This window comes from Kaistella flava (ex Peng et al. 2021), from assembly GCF_015191005.1.
GTDB lineage: Bacteria > Bacteroidota > Bacteroidia > Flavobacteriales > Weeksellaceae > Kaistella > Kaistella flava.
In genome coordinates, this window is the sequence record NZ_CP040442.1 from 966,333 (window position 1) to 990,928 (window position 24,596).

The window sequence follows — 24,596 nt, forward strand, 5'->3', positions numbered from 1 at the left end:
CCTTGTAGGTTTTTTTATAACCACTAAGGTTTATGGTTAAGCACTGTTTAAATTTACTAAAAAAATACATTATCGACAGTCAAATTTATGTTTCCCTTATGGGAACTTTGTTTGCTGTCTTTTTTATGTGGGAGCAAAGCATTATCAAAACGCCGACCATTGCACTTATTTTCATTACTTATTTTAGCGGATATCTCTATACCAAATACCAAAATACCGGTAAATTATTTTACAAAGTACTGATATTCAATGTTATTTCCGGACTGGCTTCTGCAGCTTTAATTATCTTTAATCACAATGAAATCCGCTTAGTAAAATGGCTGATTATTGTGGTTTTAGGACTTTTATACGACAGTAATTTTCTTAAATTTTTCGTAAGAAAAATCCCATTATTCAAAATATTTTATGTTGGTTTAACTTGGGCATTAATTAATTCCTGGCTGATTTTACCGGAGTTTAATGCCGAGATTTTCTGGATCAGTTTATTCTTTATCACGGCTTTGGTTTTACCTTTCGACATTCGGGATATGAAATCAGATACCGTTATTACTTTTCCTCAATTGATCGGTGTTCAGAATACAAAATACTTGGCGTACCTATTAATTTTTCTCAGTTTAATTATTTCGATATTTTATTTAAAGATTGAATTTTCTTTCGCATTTTTCCTAACATTGATTTTCACCTTTGTATTGATCTATTTTTCAGAGAATTCCAATAAAGGTTCTTACTTTTCATTTTGGGTTGAGAGCTGTTCGGCTTTGCCGTTTTTATTTGTAATCTTAAATCGGCTCATTAATTGATACTCCCTTTTCCTTAAAAAATCATATTGCAGTCCAAATATATCTTCCCTTTAATTTTATTTTTATCTTGTATTTCTTTTGTTTCAGCGCAAGAGACAAACGATTCATTAGAAAAAAAGGATTCCTTGTATTATAAAATTGAAGAGTTTTCTGACAAAAGAAAATCTACCAAATTTATTCACCGTTTTATTTTTCGACGTGAAGCTGATTCTGTTTCGGTCGCATCGAGAACTCAAGAATATTCTCGAATTTCTTATAATGGAAAAATCATTCGAAATATTAAAATTGAAACTATTGATCCTTTTGGTCACGAAATTTCAAAAAAAAATACGGAACCTAAATGGTTTGATCGCACTGCAGAACACATTCACATCGATTCTAAAAGATCGACGATCAGCAATTATTTACTTTTCAAAAAAGGAGAAAAATATAATGCTCAGAAACTGTACGAATCCGAACGAATCTTGCGTGACATGCCGTTTATCAACCGCGTGAACATCAGTATTATTGACAGTATAAGCACCAAAGATTCAATTGATATTTTGGTAAAAGTTTTGGATTCCTGGAGTTTAAAACCCAGATTACGTCTTTCCGGAAGCAAAATTGGTGCGGGGATTACAGAAGAAAATCTACTCGGTTTGGGCCATGAATTCAATTTTCTTTACACCAATGATTTTAAAGAAAAAGAGAATCACATCTCGGGAAGTTATATGGCGTACAATCTTTTCGGCTCTTTTATCAATGCAGGAATTTCTGGAGAAAAAGATTTTTTAAATAATGAAAGAATCACTTTCAGTGCGCGACGGGATTTCTTTTCGCCACTTACAAGATGGGCGGGAGGATTTACTTTTGAATATTTTATGAAAAAAGTTTTGATGCCTGTTGAAAATACCGAAGTCTTTCCTGAAGTTCAAATCAAAGTTTATAATCAGGATTTATGGGGCGGTTATCAATTCCCAGTTTTCTTCGGAGACAAAACGGAAATTTCCAGAAATATTGCGGTATTGGGACGTTTTCAAAATTATCAATATAAAGACAATCCAGCGATTGATGATCAAAATTTCTTCTCTTCTTACAATAGTTTTCTGGCTTCAGCAACTTATGTAGAAAGGAAATTCTCTGTAAAAAGAAATATATTTGAATATAACCTTCCCGAAGATATTCCCTACGGAAAATCGCTTGGAATGACTGGAGGGTTACTAAAAAGAAGCAGTAAGATTGTTCCTTATGCCGGAATTTCCGGATCTGTTGGCAGTTTTATCAACTGGGGATATTTTACCGTGAAAGCTGAATATGGAAGATTCTTTAATGAAGAAAAAGAAAACAGTGATTCTTTCCGATTAGAGGGAACTTATTTTACAAAGTTGCACGATTATAAATTTGGTAAAGTAAGACATTTCTTTTCGCCGACTTTTGCTTGGGGAAGTCCGGCATATAATTCCACTTACAAAGACCGAATGACGATTTCTGGTGAGGAAGAATTTCCGGCGTACAGTGAAGATTTTATTGGGACAAAAAAACTAATTCTGCGACATCAAATGCAATTTTTCGTCGATAAAACCTGGAAGAATTTTCACTTTAGTCCGTACAGTATCGTAGAATTTGGTTGGCTTGCGAAAAATAACGAAATCTTATTCAAAGCCAAAACCAATTCGAAATTTGGAATTGGTATTCTGATAGATAATCCTTATTTGGTTTTTAACAAAATTCAGGTATCTTTTGTCTATTATCCAAATGTTCCTTTTGACAACAAAGCGGTTTATGAATTCAATAATTACCGCAATACAATGCTTCCTATCAATTCTTTTGGAACGGATATTCCTCATTTTGTCAATTTTGAAAACTAAACTTTAGAAGTCTTTTTTTGAGAGTGTTCTGAAATGAAATTTTTATCTTTACAGAAATTTAGTGTGATGGAAAATTTAGATGTATTAAGAAGCAGATTGGTTCAAAAAATATTTTTAACAAAAAATATAGATTTACTAGATGCGCTAGACAAAATTTTTTCATCTACAGAAAATGATACTGAACAGAAATTTCAACTTTCCGCAACACAGAAAGAAATACTTCTATTGGCTGAAGAGGATATTAAGTATGGCAGAACATTAACCGATGCAGAACTTAGAAAACTGGATGAGGAATGGATGCAATAATTGTAATTTGGACCAATCTAGCCATTACCCAAAGAAATAAGATTTTTGAATATTGGAATAAAAGAAATAGAAGTAATTCCTATTCTAAAAGGATTAATTTAATCATCTACGAGAAAATAGATTTACTGGAGTCAAATCCTTTAATCGGTGAAGAAATTGAAGATTATAATGCACGAATTATCCATTTTGAAAATTACGGTTTGGTCTATAAAATTGAAAAACATAATATCTACATTCTTTCTTTTTGGGATAGTAAGCAGAATCCAAAAAAAATACTGGAAATTTTGAAAAAATAGAAAATGATTGTCAATAATTTAAAAATTCAGAATTTCAAAAATCATCAAGAACGAGACTTCGATTTCTCTAAACAAATCAATTGTTTTGTAGGAAATAATGGTGTAGGAAAAACCAATATTCTTGATGCTCTTCATTATTTGTCGATGGCAAAAAGTTTCCTGGGAAATAAAGATCTTAACAATATTAAAACTGATGAAGATTTTTTCACCATTGAAGGAACAATTGACGATGGCGAAAAAGAAAATATTATCAAAATTCAGCAACCGAAAGATGCCAAGAAAATCATTAAGAAAAATGATAAATCTTATGATAGAATGGCAGATCATATCGGATTTTTACCAAGTGTAATTATATCGCCGTACGATTCTAATTTGATTTCTGACTCTGGTGAAAGCCGACGGAAATTTCTTGATGCCATGATTTCGCAAACGGATTCTGAATATCTTTTCAATTTAATTCAATATCAAAAAACGGTTCAGCAAAGAAATGCTTTATTAAAAGATTTCGCTAAAAACAGATATTTTGATGCCGACAGTTTGGAAATTTACAATGAACCTTTAAGTAAATTTGGAACGAGAATCTTTGAGAAAAGAAGAGAATTCACCGATTCGATTGTACCACTAATTCAAAATTACTACGAAATTATTTCTAAAGGAAAAGAGAAAATCTCGGTGATTTATGAATCTGATTTGAGTGAAAATTCTTTCGGAGATTTACTTCAACAAAATTTAGAAAAAGACAGAATCTTAACTTACACGTCGAAAGGAATTCATAAAGATGATTTGCTTTTTGAGATGAACGGAATCTCAATGAAGAAAACGGCAAGTCAGGGACAGCAAAAATCTTTTTTAATTGCGTTAAAACTTTCTCAGATGAATCGCATTAAAGAATTAACCGGAAAAACTCCGATTCTTTTGCTGGATGATATTTTCGATAAACTTGATGATTCCAGAGTTTCACAATTAATTGAACTCGTCAATCAAGAACATTTTGGGCAAATTTTCATTACGGATACAAGCCGAGAAAGAACGGAGAATGTGGTGAAGAGAATTAATGAGGAATCAAAAATTTTTGAATTGTAAAAAAAGTTCCGGGCTTCGGGTTTCGGGTTACGTGTCGCACGATTTAAGTTTTGATATTTAAACTTTATATATTTGAATAGTACTTTAATTTTTAAAAAACAGAAATAATGAGTTACAGAACACTTGACATTTATAAAATGAGTTTTGATCTATTTTTAAAAACGCATCCTACTTCATTAAAACTTCCAAAGTATGAACTTTATGAATTGGGAAGTCAATTACGACGTTCATCTGATTCGGTTTTATCAAATATAATTGAAGGCTACGGAAGAAGTTATTATAAAAAAGAATACGAAAGGTTTTTAGTTTTCAGCCATTCAAGTTGCGATGAAACTATTGGACATTTAGAAAAACTTTTGCATTTATATCCTGATTTAAAAGATGATTTTGAACCACTGCGTAATGACTACGATTTATTAGGAGGAAAGATTAATAATTACCTAAAATGGGTGAGAATAAATTGGAACGATGGAAATACTAAACCATAACTGAAACCACATTTTTTAAACTCGAAACTACAAACCCGAAACTCGTAACACGACCATGAAAAAGAAGAAAAGAGAATATCAATCATCAGAACTCGTGAAATCATTTGCGAGAATCTATGGCTTTGAAAATAAATTACTTGCTTTTGAGGTTAAAGATTTCTTACACGAATATTTAAACGATGCTCTTTTCAGCGAAATAGAATCGGTGAATATCAACAAGAAAATTTTAGAAATCAGAATAAAATCTCCTTTGCTGAAAAACGACTTTAGAATGCGAAAAACATTTTACCTAAAGAAGTTTCAGGAGAAATTCGGCGAAGAACATTTTATTGATCTTCTGGTTTTATAGCCACCGTATTATCAACCATTTCTTTGGTACTATCATCTAATTTAGAGCGAATCGGCAAGAAAAACCGCAGCGGATTTTTCATAAAGTATCTGAAAATTTCTCTATAAATTTCCTTCACTTCTCCGAAATTCACCTTTCTGGATCGGAAGGCCAAAATCATCGACAAGCCGAAACTCACTGCAAAATTGAAGAATCCGATTAGGAATACTGTTCCGAAAGCGATCCAGAAAGTAGCACTGCTCACAGAAAAATCAGCTCCGTAAAGTCCCAAAGCAAAATTCCCAGAAGCAAAAGTAATGTGACGAATATCTAAATCTAAACCGAGGAAAAGTCCGATTGGACCGGTAACTCCAAGGAAAATACCAAACCAGAAATTCGAAATTATTCCTGCCCAGTTTTTTGCATAATATTCAGAAAGTCCTTTTGCGATATTTTTTCCAAAGAAATAATTAAGGAAAGGATTTTTTTCAATTCGTTTTGGAATATGGTAAAACACAGAACTATTCCCAACATTACCAGAAATAATCCCAGAAATAAATAAGAAAAATCCGGCAATACAAGCATGGAAAATAGCTTTAGACTGAACGGGGTCCAAATCTCTCAACAATGCGGCAGATTTTTCTATGGCAAAATTCTGTTTAAATATAACATCCATTCCGTAAATAATGGCGAGTGCAATCGGGAAAGCCAATAAAACATTTCCCATAAAAGCAATGAATTGAGATCGGAACAATTTGGAAACCAAATGCGCAAAATCAACATAATTTTTACGGGTATTCTCTCCTTCCGAAAGTACTTTCGCCATCGTTGCCGCCGTCATTGCCGGTTGCTTTGTCGCCAAAGTATAATTCATTAAATAAATCATAATGAATCCCATTGCATAATTAAAAGCATAGTAAAATGCATGCGAGAAATCACTGCCGGGAATATAACCGTATAATAATTTTAGAACACAAAGTGCGCCTACAATAACTCCACCACCACTCGCTCGCCAAAACATACTCATGTAATCTTTGGACGTAGAAGTAATGTAGTGAGAACCGGTTTCTGCAGTGTGATTGGTAATCAGGTGAGATTTCAGCCTGGTACTGTCCGAAATCAATTCACGCAAATTATTTTTGTGAGATTTATACTCTAATATCTTGAAAAACAATCTTTTAGAATTTCTAAGAATATCTTCTTCTTTATCAAAAATCATGACCGAAAGAATGTCTGACATTCGTTCTAACTGCTGTCTGATTTTCATTAAAGACTGATTGATTTTCCCCGAAATCCCGTACTTAGAAGAGTTTTTGAAAGCCAAGGCAACAAAATCCAAACATTGCTGCATTAAAACTTTAATCTGCTTATAATTGACATCTTTTGACGTCAAATTAAAATCAGGATTGTCTTTATAACTTTGATTTAATAGATCGAGCTCATTTTGCATCGCCAAAAACGGATTGTCAAAATTCCGATATTCGGGCGCCATATTCACCACTTGTACGTCCATCGCATTTCCAATGATACGCCAGGACAGAATATTTAATGAAAATAACAATTCGTTCTTAACACCTGGTTTTAAAATATACCGATCAATATTTAGTAATCTAAAAATCTCATCCAAACTCTCTTTCGGAAGATTTCTAAAATATTCTAAATCAAGTTTTGGACGCACAGAAACAGTGTCAACCAAATACCAAATGGTTTCTTCATTTTCAACACTCGGTAAAATTTTATCGAGTAATCTTTTCTTTAATTCTGGATAGAAAGCGTTTTCTGATAAGATATTGGCTTCGGTCAACGAAAGATTGAATGGTTTTCCTTCAAATAAATTGCGAATATAATATCCAAGATTCTCGGTGACTTCGTGATGTTCTTTTAGAAAATCCAACACTTCATGAAAATCCTCTGAACGAATACTTGTAAGCAATTCAATAAGTGGATCCAAAGATTTAGTCTCATTTTTAAAACTAAAATATTTGATCAAAATGGTACTGAAACCTTCTCTATGTCGAAAAATAAATCCCATAATATCGGTAAAGATAAATTATTTAAGCGTGATATTATTCATTTGACGCATAATCCAATTGTGCTTTTTATTAAGATAAGGAGACGGATTTTTGGGATCGTATTTCTGAGGATTTGGTAAAATCGTAGCAATCCAGGCGGCTTCACTTTTGGTTAAATCCTTTGCACTTTTATTAAAGTAATATTGTGAAGCAGCTTCAACACCGAAAACGCCACGGCCCATTTCGATTGAATTCAGGTATCTTTCCAGAATAACATCTTTCCCCCAAACCAATTCGATAATGAAGGTGTAAACGGCTTCAAAACCTTTTCTGATCCAACTTCTGCCCTGCCAAAGGAAAACATTTTTTGCAGTTTGTTGAGAAATCGTACTTCCGCCACGAATCTTTTTGCCTTGCTGATTATGTTGCATGGCTTTTTCAATCGCTTTATAATCGAAACCATTATGATCGAAAAAACTTTGATCTTCGGCCGCAATCACCGCCTTTTTTACATTATTACCCATTTCATCATAAGAAATATAATCTCTTTTCAGTTTTCCATATTCCAGCAAACCACCGATTTGAGTAAAGGTGATGGGCGGATTAAAGAATTTACCCCAGACAATAAAAAGAATATTTGCCAGGATCAGGATATAGATGAGTCTTTTAATTTTCTTCCACATAAAATAATCGGTCAATGAGTAAACAGTTTCAAAGGTGCAAAAATAGAAATAATATTTACTTCAACTCCCTTAAATACGTTAATTGGTAATTTGGTAACAATTCCGGATGAAAAATTTTGATGTAATCTTTGATAACCAAATCTGCTCTAACTACTCCACTTTCGAAGTAATCGTTTGATTTGCCATTAGTTCTTCCGGTAATCGTGTACAGTTTACCATTATTAAAAACCGGAAGTTTGGTGTAATTCGGATTGATCTGCAACAACTCTTTTTTGTATTCATGATTCCCAATATTCACCCAATATTCGGCTTTCTGGCCTTTTGCAAAAACTTCTTCAAAACTCATTGGAATTGCTTTCGTTTCTTGATTATCAGCATTAATATAAGTGGCGTTGGCATCAGAAATAAACTGGGCTAAATTCGATTGGCCACCAGGAAGAAACCATTGATTTCCATACATTTCATTGGCAAGAACAATCGGTTTTGTTGCTGCAGTATTCGCTAAAGTTTTCAAAGAATCATAACTTTTCTGAATCTCTTCTACTTTAGTCATTGCATTCTTTTCATTATTAAAGAGTTCCCCAAATACCAATAAATATTTTGATTTTTCTAAAGGATTTTGTTCTAAATATTCATCCAGGAAAATAATTTCGATTCCGTTTTTCTTTATTAAATCGTATGTATTCTCAAAACTCGCAATATAGTTGGTGAAAATCGCATCAGGTTTTAAAGCGATAATTTTCTCCAAATTATATTTCTGTTCATTTCCCACATTTTGAATTTTTCCTTCATTGATTAATTGATGAACCCTTTCTGAATAAACATATTCCGGACTGGAAATTCCAATGATGTTTTCTTCTAAACCAAGCTCGGTGAAATATCCAACCAAACTCGCATTGAGCAAAATCACTTTCTTAAAAGGAAGTTTAGAAGTCGGAATATCATAATTAAACTTCCCAGATTTTAAATGGAAAACATTTGCATCCCTTTTAAACTGGACATTTTCTGAGACGATTTGCCAATCTTCGGAACTTGTTTTAATTTCTTTTTTACATGAAAAAAGAAGAAAAAATGATAATAAAGTAAAAAAAGTTGATTTCATTATTGGAGAGGAATAAAAAATTGTTATATTTGCACACCGAAAAACAGGCCTCGTGGCGCAACTGAATAGCGCACCTGATTACGGCTCAGGAGGTTACTGGTTTGAATCCAGTCGAGGTCACTAAAAACCTAGCATTTGCTAGGTTTTTTTTATTTCTCTAATAGTAAAGAAACCCACTCTTCTCTCTGTAATTTCTTTTTCAAAATTAATTTTTGTTCCGTACAAACTTCCAGAATATCATCTACATCGAAGAAACATAAGCCAGAAAGCAATAATTGTCCGCCATTATTTAAAACTGAAACATAAGTTGGAATATCTGAAATTAGAATATTTCTGTTGATGTTTGCTAAAATAATATCGAACTTTTCTTTTCCTAAATTATCGGCAGTTCCTTGAGAGATTTCTAATTGTACATTATTTCTTGCTGCGTTTTCAATCGAGTTTTCTACGGACCATTCATCAATATCAATGGCTACGGTTTTTCCTGCACCTTGTTGTTTGGCAAAAATGGCTAAAACAGAAGTTCCGCAACCCATATCCAAAACGGTTTTATTTTCGAAATTCATGTCGAGCATTTGCTGAATCATCAAATAAGTTGTGGCATGATGACCAGTTCCGAAAGACATTTTTGGCTGAATGATAATTTCGTGAGGTAAGTTTTGATTCGGATGAAATTCGGCACGAATGGAAACTTGATCTTCAATATTAATGGGTGAAAAGTTTTTTTCCCACTCTTCATTCCAGTTGATATTCGGCATTTCTTTGAAAGTATAAGAAATGTTGATTTCAGGATTCTGAAGTAATTGCACTTCTTTCAGGTCTTCTTCTTTGAATAATTCTGTTTGAATGTAGCCTAAAATCCCGTCGTGCTCTTCAGTAAAACTATCGAAACCGATTTCGATGAGTTCTGCCATTAAGATTTCGTTCCAGGGTTGTAGTGGCTGTATTTTGAAATTAAATTCCAGGTAATTTTGCATGCTTATTTTTTTGCAAAAATAAGGTTTTTAAGCCGAATCTATCTCGATAAAATTGACCTGAGAAATAGGTACTCTAATACCTGTTATTTTAGAACGAAAATTAATACTTCCTGATCTGTACACAGGAAACACTTTTAATTTTTAGTTTTCTACCGACTTTTTTCAGTAAGCCAGTGTCAGCATTTCTCTTAAAAACTACCACATCTCCACTTACAGAATTAGTGGCAATAAGAAATTTCCCGGATTCGTCAATTGCAAATACCCGTGGATGTTTACCTAAAGTAGATTGATAGCCAGCACTTTTCAAAGTTCCATTTTCCTGAATTTTAAAAATTGCGATGTTATTTTCATTCCCTCTATTTGAAGCGTACAAAAATTTCCCATCAGGTGAAATGTGAATATCAGAACTTTCGAAATTATCTTTGTATTTCTCGGAATGGGAATTTATTCGCTGAATGCTTTCTAATTTTCCGTTTTCGTATTGATAAGCATTTACAGTTCCCGTTAATTCTTCAATGCAGTAAGCAAATTGTAAGGTTGGATGAAAGGTAAAATGTCTCGGTCCGCTTCCTAAAGTTGATTGAATAAAAGGTACTTTGGCAATTTCCAAGGGTTTGGTTTTTTCGTTTTCAAACTTATATGTTCTAATTTTATCTGCACCCAAATCCGGAAAAAATATATAATCAAAGTTCGGCGAAAAAACGGCTGAATGAATATGCGAGCGACTTTGCCTTTCCTTGTTTACACTTCCTTCATCAAAGTGAAAATTTTGAGCCATTGGTGCTATAACTCCGTTTTCGGTAATAGGATAAACCGAAATACTTCCTTCGGTGTAGTTTCCATTTATGAGCCATTTTCCATTTTTGTGAACCGTCAAATACATTGGGTTTTCTCCACCACTTTTCTGACTGTTTATAAAAGTCAACGTTTTATTTTTAGGACTAAATTCAAAACTGCTTACACTTCCCGCGTTTGGAGTTTTACTTTCTGTACAGGCAAAGAGATATTTTCCGTCAGTGGACAAAGTTAGAAATGAAGGATTAAGAATATTTTTTACAGTGGTGATCTTAGACAGTTTTCCGCTCACGGTATCTAACTGATAGACGTAAATTCCTTCTGTGTTTTTGTCTCTATTAAATTAACCCATAAACAGGTAAGTGTTTTGAGAAAATAAATTTAAAGAACTCAGAATAAGTAACAAGAAGGTGAATTGCTTTTTCAATCTGTTGTTTTAAAATTTAGAACAAAATAAATAATTTTGTTTTTAAAGAAGGTTGCGCCCCGGATTGAACGGCATGTTTGAGCTCTTTTTTTAAGCAAAGGCAACAAGCGGCTGCAAAAAAAAAGCGAGTAGTGAAAGCCGGAAAAGGCGTCCAAAAAACAATTATTAAATAAAGCCTTTCGACGAAGTCAATTGTGCGCCCTGAACTTCGACAAGCTCAGCTTGAAATTACTGTTTATGAAAATGGGAAGGAAATGCATCTTCAGGTTTTTGGCGGAAAACATTGAGCAAAATCCATGATTTCAGGAAGCCGTAACCGTAGGAAAACATTTGGATATAGGTCGCCATAATCGCCATTGCAGCGATGCTGACGTTTCTGGTTTTGTACAAAGCGTGGAAGAAAACGATGAAGGTGTAAAGTCCGTAAAAACCTAAAATGAGGCCTTTTTGGAAGAAAAAATATTCGATAAATCCGAGGAAATAGCCCAACAAAAAGAGCGATGGAAACGCGAAAGAGATCTTCACATATTTCGGGTGGCGCTGATTAAGAATCGGGCGCGCACAACCGAATTGATAGACTTGTTTGGAGAATTTTCCGAAGTCAACGCGACGTTTATGATAAACGCCGATATCGTCGAAAAACGCCGTCGTAAAGCCATTTTCCCAAAGTCGCATTGAAAGATCCGGATCTTCGCCAATGCGCATTTCTGAAAAACCACCGACTTTTTCAAAAGCCGATTTTCGAACGCCCATATTAAAACTTCTGGGTTGAAATTTAGTCACCGCCTTCTTATTACCACGAATTCCGCCCGTTGTAAAAACGGAAGTCATGGAATAGGAAATCGCTTTTTGCATGAGATTAAAGCCTTTGTGAGCCTTATCCGCACCACCAAAAGCATCACATGGAATTTCGGAAATGTTCTTCTTTATATTTTGAATAAAATCAGTCTCGACAATCACATCGGAATCGACGAAAACTAGCCAGTCATTTTTGGCTCTTCTGGCTCCGTAATTTCGTGATAAGCCCGGACCGGAATTGTCTTTTCGAAAAAATTCTATAGTTAAACTTTCGTTGAATAATTCGGCAGTTGGACGCAAATTAAGAATCGAACCATCGTCAACAATAATCACCTCAAAGTCTTTATCTGTTTGATGTGATAAAGAATTGAGCAACTCAAAAAGTTCGTCTTTTCGGTTGTAGATGGCGATGATTATTGAAATTGACTGCATAGTTTATTTAACCACAAAAGGCACAAAAGTTTTATTTCTAAAAATTTCCCAAAAGTTCAAAAAAGAAAATGGAATTGTTTAACTATCTCCTTCTCTCCCTTCTAATTTGTGAATCTTTTTCGTTCCTTCATACATTTCGTATTGCATAAAACGGCATTCTAATTTTCCGTTGAATAGTTTGATTTTACGTGAAGGTCTTAATCCTACTCTTTTCAATGAATCTAAATCTGAAGAAATTAACCAAGCCAAAGTATTTGGATAGTTTTTCTTAAAGGTATCTCCTATTTTAGCGTAAAACTCGTCATCGTTAATTACAATTCTTTCATCATATGGAGGATTGAAAACCATCATTAATGGGAACAATTCTTTTTTAGACTCAAAGAAATCCTGGTGTTTTACTTCGATTACATCTTCCATTTCGGCAGATTCGATATTGATTCTTGCAGCGTGAAGCATATCCGAATCGATATCGTAACCAACAATTTTTCCGGTGAATTCTTTTACCCGATTAAGACGAACTTCTTTAATTGTTTTGAACAATTCTTCGTCGTAATTTAACCAGTTTTGGAATCCGAATCTTCTACGGAAAGTTTGGGCTGGTAAATCCATCGCAATCATAGCTGCTTCGATTAATAAGGTTCCCGAACCGCACATTGGATCCAGGAAATTTCCTTTTCCATCCCAACCTGCTAATTGTAACATTCCGGAAGCAAGCACTTCATTCAATGGCGCTTCACCCTGTTCTTTTCTGTACCCTCTTTTAAATAAAGGATCTCCAGAAGAATCCAAAGAAACAGTTACCAATTCCCGGTCGATGTGAAGATGAATTTTGATATCTGGATCCTGCGTATCAACGCTCGGTCTTTTATTAAATTTGAATTTAAAATAATCAACGATGGCGTCCTTCATTTTTTGAGCCATGAATTGAGAATGCGAAAAACGCTCAGAATAAATCGTGGTATCGATTGCAAAACTTTGATCAACCGTCATATATTCTTCCCATGGAAAATCGAAAAGTTTATCGTAGAAACGGTTTTCATCCCAAGCTTTGAAAGTCAAAACTGGAACTAAAATTTTCAACGCCGTTCTGGCTGAGTAATTAATTTTGTAAAGAAACCCCAAATCTCCCTCGCAGTTAACCGCACGGTTTTTTACTTCGACATTGGTTCCGCCGAGTTTTCTGATTTCTTCTGCTAAAATTTCTTCGAGTCCGAAAAACGTTTTAATCTGTATTTTTAAATTTTCTGTATCCATATATTGGTGACCAACAATTTGTTGATATTTATTAATTGCGAATTGCGTTTATTTTTAAAGTATCAAAAATGACAAAGTTGAAATTTTACTTTTTAGAATATGATCTTCAAAAGAAATCTTTTCAAAACTTATCGTTTTAGAAATGCAAATTTAGTTATTTTTGCAGAATGGCATGGTTTGAAACTTGGTTTGATACTCCTTATTATCATATTCTTTATAAAGACAGAGATTTTGCAGAAGCAGAAAATTTTATTACTCTATTAATCAACTACTTAAATATTCAGAAAGATTCGAAAATAATCGACTTGGCTTGTGGAAAAGGCAGACATTCTGTTTTTTTGAACAAATTAGGTTACCAAGTTTTGGGTTTGGATTTATCTCATCAGAGCATTGATCATAATAAACAGTTCGAAAATTCGGATTTAAAATTTGAAGTTCACGATATGCGGAATGAAATTTTTCCAGAAATATCAGCTGAAAAAGTAGATGCAGTTTTAAATCTTTTTACCAGTTTCGGCTATTTTGAAGATGAAAATGATGATCGAAAAGTTTTTCAGTCGATTTCAAATGTTATGAAAGACAACGGTTATTTTGTTTTGGATTTCCTGAATGCAAAATGGGTGGAAAATACTTTAATTGAAGAAGATAAAACTTCGAAAGAAGGAATTGATTTTACAATTAAAAAGAAAATTGAAGATCAGCACGTTATTAAAGATATTACATTTAATGATGACGGAAAGGATTATCATTTTTTTGAAAAAGTGAAATTACACACCTTAGACGAAATCAACAGTTACGCTGAAGAATTTGGTTTTGAAAGAGTTCAAATTTTCGGTGATTATCATTTAAATGAATTCGATTTAGAAACGTCACCACGTTGTATTAATGTTTTTAAAAAGAAAAGCGACAACTAAACCGATTGAGTTATGATTATTATTCTATTAATTCTTAGTGTCTTAATTGGCGTTTTTCTCGGGAGATTTTTCGGAGACCGAGAAAAGTTCGCGAAGAATCTTTTGATTGTAAGTGCCGGGTTTTTAATTACGATTTGTTTGAATGAGGTTTTTCCTGAAATATATTCTGGTGAACATCATAATATCGGCCTTTGGGTCATTGGCGGAGTTTTACTTCAAATGTTATTAGAAAATTTAACCAAAGGTTTTGAACACGGACATTTTCATCATCATTCTGAAGGAAAGAATATTCTTCCTTTAGCTTTAATGGTTGGACTTTTTATTCATGCTTTTTTAGAAGGAATTCCATTAGCAAATGAGCATGAAGCAATAACTCCGTATTTAACGGGGATATTGGTTCATAATATTCCCATTTCATTTATTCTTGGAGCTTTCCTGGTGAAGAACAAAAAATTCTCACCGTCAGCTTTATTAATTATTTCAATTTTTGCCTTGGCTTCGCCTTTAGGTTTAGTTCTTGGGAAATACTTTGATCCAAATCTTGAAGTTTATTTCCTGGCTTTAGTAGGTGGAATCTTCCTTCATATTTCTTCCGTTATTATTTTCGAAAGTAATAAGAATCATAATGTAGACTGGAAGAAAATCGGTTACGTGACGCTTGGTGTTTTACTGGCGATGACTACTCATCTTTTTCACAATCATTAAAAATTTAATAAAAATAAAAGAAGCCGTCTCAAAACTGAGGCGGTTTTTTTGTGATTTGTTTTGAAAATTATTGTTTATTTTATGGTTTTTTTGTATCTTTAAGTATTGATAATCAATGATATGAGTATTAAGTTTAAAAATTATAACCAACAGCAAAACTGGTTATTTCCACCATCAATCGAGGAATTGATTCCAGAAAGTCATCCAGTTCGGATCGTTAATGGGATTATTGAGCAACTTGATCTGAGATTGCTCATTGAAGAGTATAGTAAAGATGGCAAACCCAGCTTTCATCCCAAGATGATGCTCAAGGTAATGGTTTACGCTTATATGGATAATATTTATTCTAGCAGGAAGATCGAAAAAGCGATGCGGGAGAATATTAATTTTATGTGGTTGTCCGCTCAACAGGTCGCAGACCATAACACCATTGCACGTTTTCGGAGTAAGAAACTCAAGACTATTTTCAAAGATATTTTTAAACAGGTCGTCCTGTTATTATCAGAGGAAGGACTCGTTAGCTTGAAAGAAGTTTTTACCGATGGAACCAAGATAGAGTCTATTGCCGGGAGATATACTTTCGTTTGGGGCAATGCCATTAAAACCAGAAAAGAAAAGATGGCAGAACAACTTGAACAAATGTGGAACTATGCCCAAAGCATTGCTGATGAAGAAGACAGCGATCCTACACCACCGGAGTTTAAAACAATCGATAAAGATAAAATAGAGAAGACCACCAAGAAAATAGAAGAGATCATCAGCAAAAATCCGAATGCTTCTACTAAAGCAAAGGCAAAATTAAGATACATTCAAAAGAATTTTTCTCAGAACCTGGATAAGTACGAGCAGCAGGAAAAAGTTTTGGCAGGACGTGGCAGTTACAGTAAGACCGATCCCGATGCCACATTTATGCGCATGAAAGATGATCATATGCAGAATGGGCAACTTAAACCCGCTTACAATGTTCAGATAAGTTCCGAATCGCAGTTCGTCATTCATTATACTTTACACCAAAACACCAATGATTTAAATACGCTTAAACCACACCTCAATACTTTTGAAGAACTTTATCAGTTTTGCCGAAAGAACTTACTGCTGACGCAGGCTATGGCAGTGAAGAGAATTATGATTTTCTGGAAGAGAAAAATATAGAAACCTTCGTAAAATACAACACCTTCGATAAGGAACAGGGTATTTTAAAATCGAAAAGAAAAAAATCAACGAAGACTTTCACCGCGATAAACTTTATTACAACGAAGAGAAAGATCAGTATATCTGTCCGATGGGGCAACCGATGAACAAAATATATTCTAAAAACCGAAAAACCAAAAGCGGTTATGCTCAGACAAGTTCACTGTACCAGGCTCAAAACTGCAATGGTTGTCCGCTGCGAGGGACTTGCCACAAAGCGCAGGGAAACAGAATAATAGAACGGAACCAAAATTTAGAACGGCATAAGGACAGAGTTCGGGAAAATCTCTTAAGTGAAGTAGGTGAAATAAAACGTAGACAACGGACTGCCGATGTCGAACCTGTCTTTGCACATATCAAATCCAACCGGAACTTCAAGCGTTTTACGCACACCGGAATAGAAAAAGTGGAATTAGAGTTCGGATTACACGCTTTAGCACACAATCTAAGAAAGAAAAGTGCTTAACAAAAGCATCTTTTTGCCCTAATGTGCAAAAATCACAAATAATCAAAATTTAACACCTTACAAATGAAAATAAAAAAACCGTCTCAAATTGTATTTTGAGACGGCTTCTTTTTTATTATCGCTAAATTTTATTCAGTTAGAATTTCCAACCGAGTGTAATAAAGAAATTGTCTCTTGTATTTTTTACATTTGAAACTACAGATGCATCGGATTCTACAATATAATTATCGGAGAAATATCCTGTATTATTACTTGCAGAACCTCGCAATAACGGACTTTTATATTCTGAACTTGAATTTTGATAAGCTGCATCAATATAGAAAGATTTGAAATCATAACCGATCCCGGCTCCAATTGTCGAACGTTTTCCTACAATTAAATTATCGTAAGAATTATTTCCGGCAGTTCCATTATCTGAAAAAGATGAAATACTCATTGAATCAAAAGGACTTGAGGCGAAACCGTATCCACCTCTTAAACGGAAGGCTTGAATTCTGTACTCCGCTCCTACTTTTACTTCTGATAAATTTTTAGAATTATCGCTGAAGAAATTGTTTAGTTCAGTTTCTGCATTTCCGTACACTTTGTATTTTGGTTTTGTTAAACCTAAACTATAATCCACGTTAATTGCAAAGTTTTTATTCGGAACAAAAGCTGCACTTAATGTCGCTTTCATTGGAGTAGAAAGATTTCTATCTTCGGTATAAGTTCCGTCAGTTGGGTTTTCATACTCGTTGTAAACTCTGGCAATACTCCACCAAGTTGGTGTTTCTAAGGCTGCACCTACTCTGAATTGTGGATTTATTTTTCCTATAATTCCTATTGTAGCAGAAAAGCCATTCGATGCTTCAGAAAATGGAGTGTATTGTTTGTTGTAAACGCTTGTAGAGCCGTTTGCGCTGGAATCAAATGCGGCAGAATCATACTGGTCGATATTTGCGTTATGAAAATTCAAACCAGCACCAACATAAATTCTGTTATCATAATTACCACCAACAGCAATGCTCATTTTTGAGACATCACCATAACGGTTGTACGCATGACCAGAAAATGCTACATTCTCAATTAAGGCACCTGTCCCATCATTGATATTAAAATTAACATTACTATTTCCAGGTGTTTCTGAATAATCTTCAATAGACTGACTAGAATAATTAACTCCAATATTTACAAATTTCCAGGGTGAAGCACCATCAATTTTCAATGCCATAACACCACCAACATTCCCAAGGTCAGTTCGATTAACTTTATAATCAAAGGATTTCCCTGCTAATGAAGTTGCATTCTTACTATTTTGAATAGCTAAAGTTCCTGATATTTCACTTGTAATACTTACTCCAATCCCAGCTGGATTCGAATTTAATACAGAAAAATCACCACCTAACGCTCCCATAGATCCGGCCATCGCATTATATTTTGATGTTCCATATAAAGAAGAATTAGAATAAACATCTGCTGTATTTCTAAGGGTAGAAATATCTTGGGCATTCACAAAGTATGCTGCAGAAATACCCAAAATTATAAAAGACTTTTTAATCATTTTTAAAATATGCTTGAATTAAATATTAACGTCTAAAACCTCCTGAAGATCTAGTAGAACCAGAACTTGAGTTTGATGATCCACTATTGAAACCACCTCCTGAATTCCCAGATCTGAAACCACCATCATTAGAATTATTTCTAGTTGGTTGGTTGTTGTAATTAGGAGTTTCCTGACGAGGAGTATTATTTTGTCTCGGCGTTGAATTCGGTTGAGGCGAAGTTCTATATCTCGGTTGATTGTTATTTTGCTGCGGCGTGTTATATCTTGTGTTATTCGGCTGCGCATTATATCGAGGATTGTCATTTCTAAAACCAGAATTCTGATTAATACTTGGTCTCATTCCAGATTGATTTTGAGTAGGTCTAAATCCAGATCCATCAGAGCCACTTCTTTTATAATTAAATCGAGGTGCGTTATAACTGTTGTAACCATTATATCCTCCATGTCCGTAACCACCGTATCCATATCCGTAAGGATTGTAACCGTAATAAGGATTATAGTAGTTGTAATAAGGACTGTAATATCCAGAGAAAGGGCTGTAGCCAAATCCCCAAGGACTATAATAGCCACCATAACCCCAAGGTGAACCAAATCCGAAACTCATCCCAAAACTAAATCCTGAATACATTCCGTAAGGATATCCCCAAGAATCATTATAATAAGTTTCTGTACCCGTAAAATTCCCCCAATCAGAATTCTGGGGATCTGCCCAACTTTGATTTCTATTTTCGGAATTCAAATATTTATTTTGATTGTCAGTTTGCTGATAGTCATAATACTCTCCTACTTGATTTCCATTGTTCATTACAACTCCCTGCGGAATGGTATCTTTATTAGGGTCATAATATACGCCGTCGGTCTCACTATAACCACCCATTGTCGCACCACAAGAGGCTAAAATAAAACCGCCCAAAATTGCTAAAACCGCTTTAGATTTCAGTAATCCTATTGAATTTTTATAAGTAATTTTTTTCATGATAAGGTGAAAAAGTTTTAATTTGATTTATATTTGCAAATTGCACCAAAATTGTACCAATTATTAAGTACAAATTTTGAGTAAAAATAGGCTTTTTAGATTAGATATTAAAAGCGAGTATTAGTTAAATTAAAAGATAAAATATAATGGCAAAAATTACTTCGAGAGCTGAAGATTATAGCAAATGGTATAATGAATTAGTAGTACAAGCTGATTTGGCAGAAAATTCAGGGGTTCGTGGTTGTATGGTTATTAAACCTTATGGTTACGCAATCTGGGAAAAAATGCGAGATGAATTAGATAAAAAATTCAAAGAAACAGGTCACCAAAATGCCTACTTCCCTCTTTTTATTCCAAAAAGTTATTTCGAAGCCGAAGAACAAAACGCAGAAGGATTCGCTAAAGAATGCGCAGTTGTAACCCATTATCGTCTAAAAACAGATCCTAATAATCCTAAGAAATTAATCGTGGATCCAGAGGCAAAATTAGAAGAAGAACTTATTGTTCGTCCAACTTCTGAAGCTATAATCTGGAATACTTATAAAAAATGGATTCAGTCTTACCGTGATTTACCAATTTTAATTAATCAGTGGGCCAATGTTGTTCGTTGGGAAATGAGAACACGTTTCTTTTTAAGAACTGCAGAATTTTTATGGCAAGAAGGTCATACCGCACACGCTACTAAAGAGGAAGCAATCGAAGAAACTGAAAAAATGATTCATGTTTACTCAGACTTCGTAGAAAACTTCATGGGCATTCCTGTAATTAGAGGAATCAAAACCGCTTCAGAAAGATTTGCTGGAGCTGATGAAACCTATTGTATAGAAGCTTTAATGCAAGATGGAAAAGCTTTACAAGCAGGAACTTCTCACTTTTTAGGACAAAATTTCGGTAAAGCATTTGATGTAAAATTTACGAATAAAGAAGGAAAAATAGAACATGCCTGGGGAACTTCTTGGGGAACTTCGACCCGATTAATTGGTGGTTTGATCATGACGCACTCTGACGATTTAGGTTTGGTTCTTCCTCCAAGTTTAGCTCCGATTCAAGTGGTTATTGTTCCTATCTTTAAAGGTGAAGAGCAATTAAATCAAATTAATGAAGTTGCTTTTGAAATTCAAGATAAATTAAAGGCGAAAGGTATAGCAGTTAAGTACGATAACAGAACTGAAAATAAACCGGGCTGGAAATTTGCAGAATATGAATTGAAAGGAGTCCCAATTAGAATAGCAATGGGTGCCAGAGATTTAGAGAATCAAACGGTAGAAATAGCGCGTAGAGATAATTTAACTAAAGAAGTACAGCCTCTTGAAAATATCGAGGTTTACATCGAAGAATTATTAAAAACGATTCAAAAAGACATTTATGCAAAAGCGTTGAATTACAGAGATTCACACATTACTCCTGTTAATTCTTACGACGAATTTAAAAAAGTATTGGAAGAAAAAGGTGGATTTATTTCTGCACACTGGGACGGAACTGCCGAAGTAGAGGAACAAATTAAAAATGAAACAAAAGCCACGATTCGTTGCATTCCTTTAAATAATGAATTAGAAGATGGAATCTCTTTAATTACCGGAAAACCATCGAAACAAAGAGTAATTTTCGCTAAATCCTACTAATTTAACCATAAGTAATTTGTGTTTTTTAAAATGTTAATGTTTTTATAAATTAATTAATCTGCAAGTTTTTGGACTAAACTTTGCTTATATTCGAAGAATTAACCTTAAAAATTAAACTATTATGGCATTAAACATTATTGATCTTATCAAAGGACAATTAGGTCCAGCGTTGATTTCACAGGCAGCCTCTCAATTAGGAGAAAGCGAATCAGGAGTTTCGAAAGCGATTAGTGGATTACTTCCGGCAGTAGTTGGCGGAATGGCTAATAATGCTGATAAACCAGGAGTCATTAATGCAATTACTGGAGCAGCTTCAAGTGGAGTTCTTGGTAATTTATTAGGAGGAACTTCAAACAATTCTTTAATTACAACGGTATTAACAGCAATTTTTGGAGATAAAATTGGAAGTATCGTCAATTCAATTTCTACTTACTCTGGAGTGAGTAATGAATCTTCCAGTTCATTATTGAATATGGTTACCGGAGCAACTTTAGGTTCTGTTGGAAAATATGCTGCAGATAATAACATTGGTGCATCTGGAATTACCAGTTTACTGAATGATCAAAAAGGAATTGTGTCATCATTGCTTCCTGCTGGTCTTTCTCTTGCTTCATTAGGAGTTGGAAATCTTTTCGGTGGACATCAAGCGGAAAATGTAAAAGTTACTTCTTATGATCAACCGAAAGTAGAAGTTAACAGAGGTGGAAATACTAACTCACATCCTTCGCCAAGTGATAACAACAATGACGGTGGCGGATCTATTTGGAAATGGTTATTACCACTTATATTAGTAGCTTTAGCTGCGTGGTTCCTTTGGACTCAATATGGTAAAAAAACTGCACCAGTAACTGAAACTACTGAAGTTGCTGCTGATTCTACTACTATGAACACAACTGCTAACGACAGCGCAACTGCTATAATGCCTACAAAAGAAGTTACAGACATTGATTTAAATGGAAAAATGATTAAAGGTTATGCGAACGGAATGGAAGCATCAATGATTAATTTCCTGAAATCTGATGGTTACAAGAATGCAAAAGATGATGCAGCATTAAAAGATACTTGGTACGACTTTGACAATGTTAACTTTAAAATGGGTTCTGCTACAGAATTAGAGCCAGGTTCTGAAGGACAAATTCAAAACTTAGCCGCAATTATGAAAGCTTATCCCGATGCAAAAATAAAAATTGGTGGATATACTGATATGACTGGTGACGCTGCACAAAATAAAGAGCTTTCTCAAAAAAGAGCTGACTTTATCAAAGCTGAACTTGGCAAATTAGGTGTCGGAGCACAGGTTGCTGGCGCAGAAGGTTACGGAAGCGAATTCGCTAAAGTTCCTGCTACAGCTTCAAACGACGAAAGAGCGGTTGACAGAAAAATGGCCGTACGATTTACAAAGTAATTTTATTAAAATTATATCATTTGAATCCCGAAATTTTTTCGGGATTTTTTTTGTTTTATAATTAATGGTAAGATTTATTTAATTATTTTTGTTAGGATAATCTAACATTTGTGAGCGAGTCAAAAAATCCCTGGAGGAGAGAAAAACATTCCAATTCTTTACCAGAAGTTTTTTCTTCTATTAATATTCCAAAAGACGCTGGCTTTTGGAGGAAACTTTTTGCATTCGCCGGTCCTGGTTTAATGATTGCGGTTGGCTACATGGATCCCGGAAATTGGGCAACCGATATCGCCGGAGGTGCAAAATTTGGTTACACTCTACTTTCTGTGGTTTTAATTTCGAATCTTTTTGCAATGGTTCTACAGCATTTATCAGTAAAATTAGGAGTTGTTGCAGAGCGGGATTTAGCACAAGCCTGTCGGGACCATTTTAATCCGACAACCAATTTTATTCTTTGGATTCTCTGTGAGATTGCGATTGCCGCCTGTGATTTAGCAGAAGTAATCGGATCAGCAATTGCCTTAAATTTACTTTTCGGAATTCCATTAACTTGGGGAGTTGCCATCACGATCGTTGATGTATTCATTATTCTTTTCCTTCAGGCAAAAGGTTTCCGTGTAATTGAAAGCATTGTTGCGGGCTTAACTTTTGTTATTTTAGGAAGTTTTGCTTACGAAATCATTTTAAGTAAACCCGATATTTTCCCACTTCTCAGTGGATTAGTTCCGCAGAAAGAAGTGCTTACCAATCCTTCGATGTTGTATATCGCAATTGGGATTTTAGGTGCGACGGTAATGCCACACAACTTATATTTACACAGCAGCATTGTACAAACAAGAAACTACGAAAGAAATGATGAAGGAAAAAAAGAAGCGATTAAATTTGCCACGATTGACAGCACCATTTCTTTATTTATAGCCTTTTTTATTAATGCAGCGATTCTTATCGTTGCCGCCGCAACTTTTCATACGACCGGAAATAATGACATTGCTGATATTCACGATGCTCACGAAATGTTAACCCCAATTTTGGGAACTACTTTTGCCAGTATTTTCTTCGCGATTGCTTTATTAGCTTCTGGTCAAAATTCGACTTTAACAGGAACATTGGCTGGACAAATTGTGATGGAAGGTTTTCTTAATATTCGTTTGAAACCTTGGTTGCGAAGATTAATTACCCGATCAATTGCCGTAATTCCCGCTTTGATTGTAACCATAATGTATGGTGAAAAAGGAACAACCGATTTATTGGTTTTGAGTCAGGTTATCTTATCAATGCAATTAAGTTTCGCGGTTATTCCGTTGGTGATGTTTACCAATTCTAAACTAAAGATGGGGAAATTCGTCAATAAACCTTGGCTGAAAATTTTAGTTTGGATGATCTCAGGAATTATTCTCGTTCTTAATCTTGTATTGCTCTATCAGACATTTGCTGAAATGTAATATTATTCTTTATACGTAAAATCTGCCGAAATGTCTTAAACGTCTTTTTGGCAAAATCTTTGTGAAACGTACGATATAAAATTTAATATTATGTCAGACAACAAAGATATTCACGAAGAAAACTTAAATCCACAAGACGATCTTACCCAAAACACCTCAGAAGAAACTGCTGAAAACATGACAGCAGCACCATCTTCAGAAGACCTTTTGGCAGAAGAAAAAGACCGTTATATCAGACTTTTTGCTGAATTCGAAAATTATAAGAAAAGAACTACCAAAGAGAAGATGGAATTCTTTCAATACGCGAATCAGGATATGATGATTTCTATGTTGGATGTTCTGGATGATTTCGAACGTGCCTTGAAGGAAATTGCCAAAAATGGTAATGAAGCTGATTTAAAAGGTGTTGAATTGATCTATCAAAAATTAAAAAACAAATTGACTGATAAAGGATTAAAAGCAATGACTGTAAATGCTGGTGATGATTTCAATGTTGATTTCCACGAAGCGATTACACAAATTCCTGCACCTACTCCTGAGTTAAAAGGTAAAATTGTAGACGTTATTGAAACTGGTTACCAACTTTCTGACAAAGTGATCAGATTCGCTAAAGTGGTTACTGGGAACTAAAATTTAAACAGTCGAATTGTGCAGCCCGGCTTGAGTGGAGCTCTCCGCCACTGCGGAAGCGGGAACGGAAGATG

At 34.4% G+C, this 24,596-nt stretch carries 22 protein-coding genes, 1 tRNA gene and 1 pseudogene; 15 read left to right on the forward strand and 9 right to left on the reverse strand.

From position 1 onward, the window contains the following. The first annotated feature begins 32 nt into the window (after nt 1-32). From Q73A0000_RS04340 to Q73A0000_RS04370, 7 genes are all read left to right on the forward strand, one after another. The gene (locus Q73A0000_RS04340; RefSeq protein WP_193812860.1) at nt 33-800 is read left to right on the forward strand and encodes a hypothetical protein; all 768 of its coding nucleotides are present in this window, start codon (nt 33-35) and stop codon (nt 798-800) included. Nucleotides 801-925: 125 nt separating this feature from the next. Continuing rightward, nucleotides 926-2,647, forward strand: coding sequence for a hypothetical protein (locus Q73A0000_RS04345; protein WP_193812861.1), 1,722 nt, complete (start codon nt 926-928; stop codon nt 2,645-2,647). Nucleotides 2,648-2,713: 66 nt separating this feature from the next. Beyond that, on the forward strand, nt 2,714-2,953 hold the full coding sequence (locus Q73A0000_RS04350) for a hypothetical protein (RefSeq protein ID WP_193812862.1): 240 nt from the start codon (nt 2,714-2,716) through the stop codon (nt 2,951-2,953). Then, on the forward strand, nt 2,941-3,249 hold the full coding sequence (locus tag Q73A0000_RS04355; protein ID WP_193812863.1) for a type II toxin-antitoxin system RelE/ParE family toxin: 309 nt from the start codon (nt 2,941-2,943) through the stop codon (nt 3,247-3,249). Before Q73A0000_RS04350 ends, Q73A0000_RS04355 begins: the two co-directional genes overlap by 13 nt. A 3-nt stretch (nt 3,250-3,252) precedes the next feature. Beyond that, entirely contained in the window at nt 3,253-4,332 is a 1,080-nt protein-coding gene (recF, locus tag Q73A0000_RS04360) for a DNA replication/repair protein RecF (protein ID WP_193812864.1), read from the forward strand. 107 nt (nt 4,333-4,439) lie between these two features. After that, on the forward strand, nt 4,440-4,820 hold the full coding sequence (locus tag Q73A0000_RS04365; RefSeq protein ID WP_193812865.1) for a four helix bundle protein: 381 nt from the start codon (nt 4,440-4,442) through the stop codon (nt 4,818-4,820). Between the two features lie 55 nt (nt 4,821-4,875). Beyond that, on the forward strand, nt 4,876-5,169 hold the full coding sequence (locus Q73A0000_RS04370) for a hypothetical protein (protein WP_193812866.1): 294 nt from the start codon (nt 4,876-4,878) through the stop codon (nt 5,167-5,169). Here Q73A0000_RS04370 and Q73A0000_RS04375 read toward each other — a convergent pair. The 3 genes from Q73A0000_RS04375 to Q73A0000_RS04385 are packed head-to-tail and all read right to left on the reverse strand — an operon-like array spanning nt 5,147 to nt 8,945. Next, the gene (locus Q73A0000_RS04375; protein WP_193812867.1) at nt 5,147-7,180 is read right to left on the reverse strand and encodes a recombinase; all 2,034 of its coding nucleotides are present in this window, start codon (nt 7,178-7,180) and stop codon (nt 5,147-5,149) included. The two genes, Q73A0000_RS04370 and Q73A0000_RS04375, sit on opposite strands and share 23 nt — an antisense overlap. A gap of 18 nt (nt 7,181-7,198) precedes the next feature. Next, complete coding sequence (mtgA, locus tag Q73A0000_RS04380) at nt 7,199-7,843, reverse strand: monofunctional biosynthetic peptidoglycan transglycosylase (protein ID WP_193812868.1); 645 nt, start codon at nt 7,841-7,843, stop codon at nt 7,199-7,201. Nucleotides 7,844-7,898: 55 nt separating this feature from the next. After that, on the reverse strand, nt 7,899-8,945 hold the full coding sequence (locus tag Q73A0000_RS04385; RefSeq protein WP_193812869.1) for an ABC transporter substrate-binding protein: 1,047 nt from the start codon (nt 8,943-8,945) through the stop codon (nt 7,899-7,901). 46 nt (nt 8,946-8,991) lie between these two features. Here Q73A0000_RS04385 and Q73A0000_RS04390 point away from each other — a divergent pair. After that, nucleotides 8,992-9,065 (forward strand) — tRNA-Arg (locus tag Q73A0000_RS04390). Nucleotides 9,066-9,094: 29 nt separating this feature from the next. Here the strand turns inward: Q73A0000_RS04390 and prmA are convergent. From prmA to Q73A0000_RS04410, 4 genes are all read right to left on the reverse strand, one after another. Further along, on the reverse strand, nt 9,095-9,922 hold the full coding sequence (prmA, locus tag Q73A0000_RS04395) for a 50S ribosomal protein L11 methyltransferase (protein ID WP_193812870.1): 828 nt from the start codon (nt 9,920-9,922) through the stop codon (nt 9,095-9,097). Between the two features lie 100 nt (nt 9,923-10,022). Continuing rightward, entirely contained in the window at nt 10,023-11,009 is a 987-nt protein-coding gene (locus Q73A0000_RS04400; protein ID WP_244140801.1) for a lactonase family protein, read from the reverse strand. A 363-nt stretch (nt 11,010-11,372) separates the two neighbouring features. After that, a complete protein-coding gene (locus tag Q73A0000_RS04405) occupies nt 11,373-12,374 on the reverse strand; it encodes a glycosyltransferase (RefSeq protein WP_193812871.1) in 1,002 nt (333 codons plus the stop codon). Between the two features lie 78 nt (nt 12,375-12,452). Beyond that, complete coding sequence (locus tag Q73A0000_RS04410; protein ID WP_193812872.1) at nt 12,453-13,628, reverse strand: class I SAM-dependent RNA methyltransferase; 1,176 nt, start codon at nt 13,626-13,628, stop codon at nt 12,453-12,455. Nucleotides 13,629-13,795: 167 nt separating this feature from the next. Between Q73A0000_RS04410 and Q73A0000_RS04415 the strand changes: the two genes are divergently transcribed. From Q73A0000_RS04415 to Q73A0000_RS04425, 3 genes and pseudogenes are all read left to right on the forward strand, one after another. Continuing rightward, nucleotides 13,796-14,542: a class I SAM-dependent methyltransferase gene (locus tag Q73A0000_RS04415; protein WP_193812873.1), complete on the forward strand. Its 747-nt coding sequence runs from the start codon at nt 13,796-13,798 to the stop codon at nt 14,540-14,542. 12 nt (nt 14,543-14,554) lie between these two features. Then, nucleotides 14,555-15,247, forward strand: a complete 693-nt coding sequence (locus Q73A0000_RS04420) for a ZIP family metal transporter (protein WP_193812874.1) — start codon at nt 14,555-14,557, stop codon at nt 15,245-15,247. 111 nt (nt 15,248-15,358) lie between these two features. Then, nucleotides 15,359-16,904: pseudogene (locus tag Q73A0000_RS04425) on the forward strand (IS1182 family transposase). Nucleotides 16,905-17,040: 136 nt separating this feature from the next. On the opposite strand, the gene Q73A0000_RS04430 reads toward Q73A0000_RS04425, so the two are convergent. Continuing rightward, nucleotides 17,041-18,444, reverse strand: a complete 1,404-nt coding sequence (locus tag Q73A0000_RS04430; protein ID WP_193812875.1) for an OmpP1/FadL family transporter — start codon at nt 18,442-18,444, stop codon at nt 17,041-17,043. A gap of 25 nt (nt 18,445-18,469) precedes the next feature. Beyond that, complete coding sequence (locus tag Q73A0000_RS04435) at nt 18,470-19,423, reverse strand: prolyl-tRNA synthetase (RefSeq protein WP_193812876.1); 954 nt, start codon at nt 19,421-19,423, stop codon at nt 18,470-18,472. A gap of 146 nt (nt 19,424-19,569) precedes the next feature. On the opposite strand from Q73A0000_RS04435, the gene proS reads away from it, so the two are divergent. From proS to Q73A0000_RS04455, 4 genes are all read left to right on the forward strand, one after another. Continuing rightward, on the forward strand, nt 19,570-21,045 hold the full coding sequence (gene proS / locus Q73A0000_RS04440; RefSeq protein WP_193812877.1) for a proline--tRNA ligase: 1,476 nt from the start codon (nt 19,570-19,572) through the stop codon (nt 21,043-21,045). Between the two features lie 121 nt (nt 21,046-21,166). After that, nucleotides 21,167-22,450, forward strand: coding sequence for an OmpA family protein (locus Q73A0000_RS04445; RefSeq protein ID WP_193812878.1), 1,284 nt, complete (start codon nt 21,167-21,169; stop codon nt 22,448-22,450). A gap of 110 nt (nt 22,451-22,560) precedes the next feature. After that, nucleotides 22,561-23,892, forward strand: a complete 1,332-nt coding sequence (locus Q73A0000_RS04450; protein WP_193812879.1) for an Nramp family divalent metal transporter — start codon at nt 22,561-22,563, stop codon at nt 23,890-23,892. A 90-nt stretch (nt 23,893-23,982) separates the two neighbouring features. Then, on the forward strand, nt 23,983-24,522 hold the full coding sequence (locus Q73A0000_RS04455; RefSeq protein WP_193812880.1) for a nucleotide exchange factor GrpE: 540 nt from the start codon (nt 23,983-23,985) through the stop codon (nt 24,520-24,522). The last annotated feature ends 74 nt before the right edge of the window (nt 24,523-24,596 follow it).

Bases quoted from the DNA above. Each gene is read 5' to 3' on its own strand.
- Q73A0000_RS04340 (WP_193812860.1), top strand. From the start codon at position 33: ATGGTTAAGCACTGTTTAAATTTACTAAAAAAATACATTATCGACAGT.
- Q73A0000_RS04350 (WP_193812862.1), top strand. From the start codon at position 2,714: ATGGAAAATTTAGATGTATTAAGAAGCAGATTGGTTCAAAAAATATTT.
- Q73A0000_RS04355 (WP_193812863.1), top strand. From the start codon at position 2,941: ATGGATGCAATAATTGTAATTTGGACCAATCTAGCCATTACCCAAAGA.
- recF (WP_193812864.1), top strand. From the start codon at position 3,253: ATGATTGTCAATAATTTAAAAATTCAGAATTTCAAAAATCATCAAGAA.
- Q73A0000_RS04365 (WP_193812865.1), top strand. From the start codon at position 4,440: ATGAGTTACAGAACACTTGACATTTATAAAATGAGTTTTGATCTATTT.
- Q73A0000_RS04370 (WP_193812866.1), top strand. From the start codon at position 4,876: ATGAAAAAGAAGAAAAGAGAATATCAATCATCAGAACTCGTGAAATCA.
- Q73A0000_RS04375 (WP_193812867.1), bottom strand. From the start codon at position 7,180: ATGGGATTTATTTTTCGACATAGAGAAGGTTTCAGTACCATTTTGATC.
- mtgA (WP_193812868.1), bottom strand. From the start codon at position 7,843: ATGTGGAAGAAAATTAAAAGACTCATCTATATCCTGATCCTGGCAAAT.
- Q73A0000_RS04385 (WP_193812869.1), bottom strand. From the start codon at position 8,945: ATGAAATCAACTTTTTTTACTTTATTATCATTTTTTCTTCTTTTTTCA.
- prmA (WP_193812870.1), bottom strand. From the start codon at position 9,922: ATGCAAAATTACCTGGAATTTAATTTCAAAATACAGCCACTACAACCC.
- Q73A0000_RS04405 (WP_193812871.1), bottom strand. From the start codon at position 12,374: ATGCAGTCAATTTCAATAATCATCGCCATCTACAACCGAAAAGACGAA.
- Q73A0000_RS04410 (WP_193812872.1), bottom strand. From the start codon at position 13,628: ATGGATACAGAAAATTTAAAAATACAGATTAAAACGTTTTTCGGACTC.
- Q73A0000_RS04415 (WP_193812873.1), top strand. From the start codon at position 13,796: ATGGCATGGTTTGAAACTTGGTTTGATACTCCTTATTATCATATTCTT.
- Q73A0000_RS04420 (WP_193812874.1), top strand. From the start codon at position 14,555: ATGATTATTATTCTATTAATTCTTAGTGTCTTAATTGGCGTTTTTCTC.
- Q73A0000_RS04430 (WP_193812875.1), bottom strand. From the start codon at position 18,444: ATGATTAAAAAGTCTTTTATAATTTTGGGTATTTCTGCAGCATACTTT.
- Q73A0000_RS04435 (WP_193812876.1), bottom strand. From the start codon at position 19,423: ATGAAAAAAATTACTTATAAAAATTCAATAGGATTACTGAAATCTAAA.
- proS (WP_193812877.1), top strand. From the start codon at position 19,570: ATGGCAAAAATTACTTCGAGAGCTGAAGATTATAGCAAATGGTATAAT.
- Q73A0000_RS04445 (WP_193812878.1), top strand. From the start codon at position 21,167: ATGGCATTAAACATTATTGATCTTATCAAAGGACAATTAGGTCCAGCG.
- Q73A0000_RS04455 (WP_193812880.1), top strand. From the start codon at position 23,983: ATGTCAGACAACAAAGATATTCACGAAGAAAACTTAAATCCACAAGAC.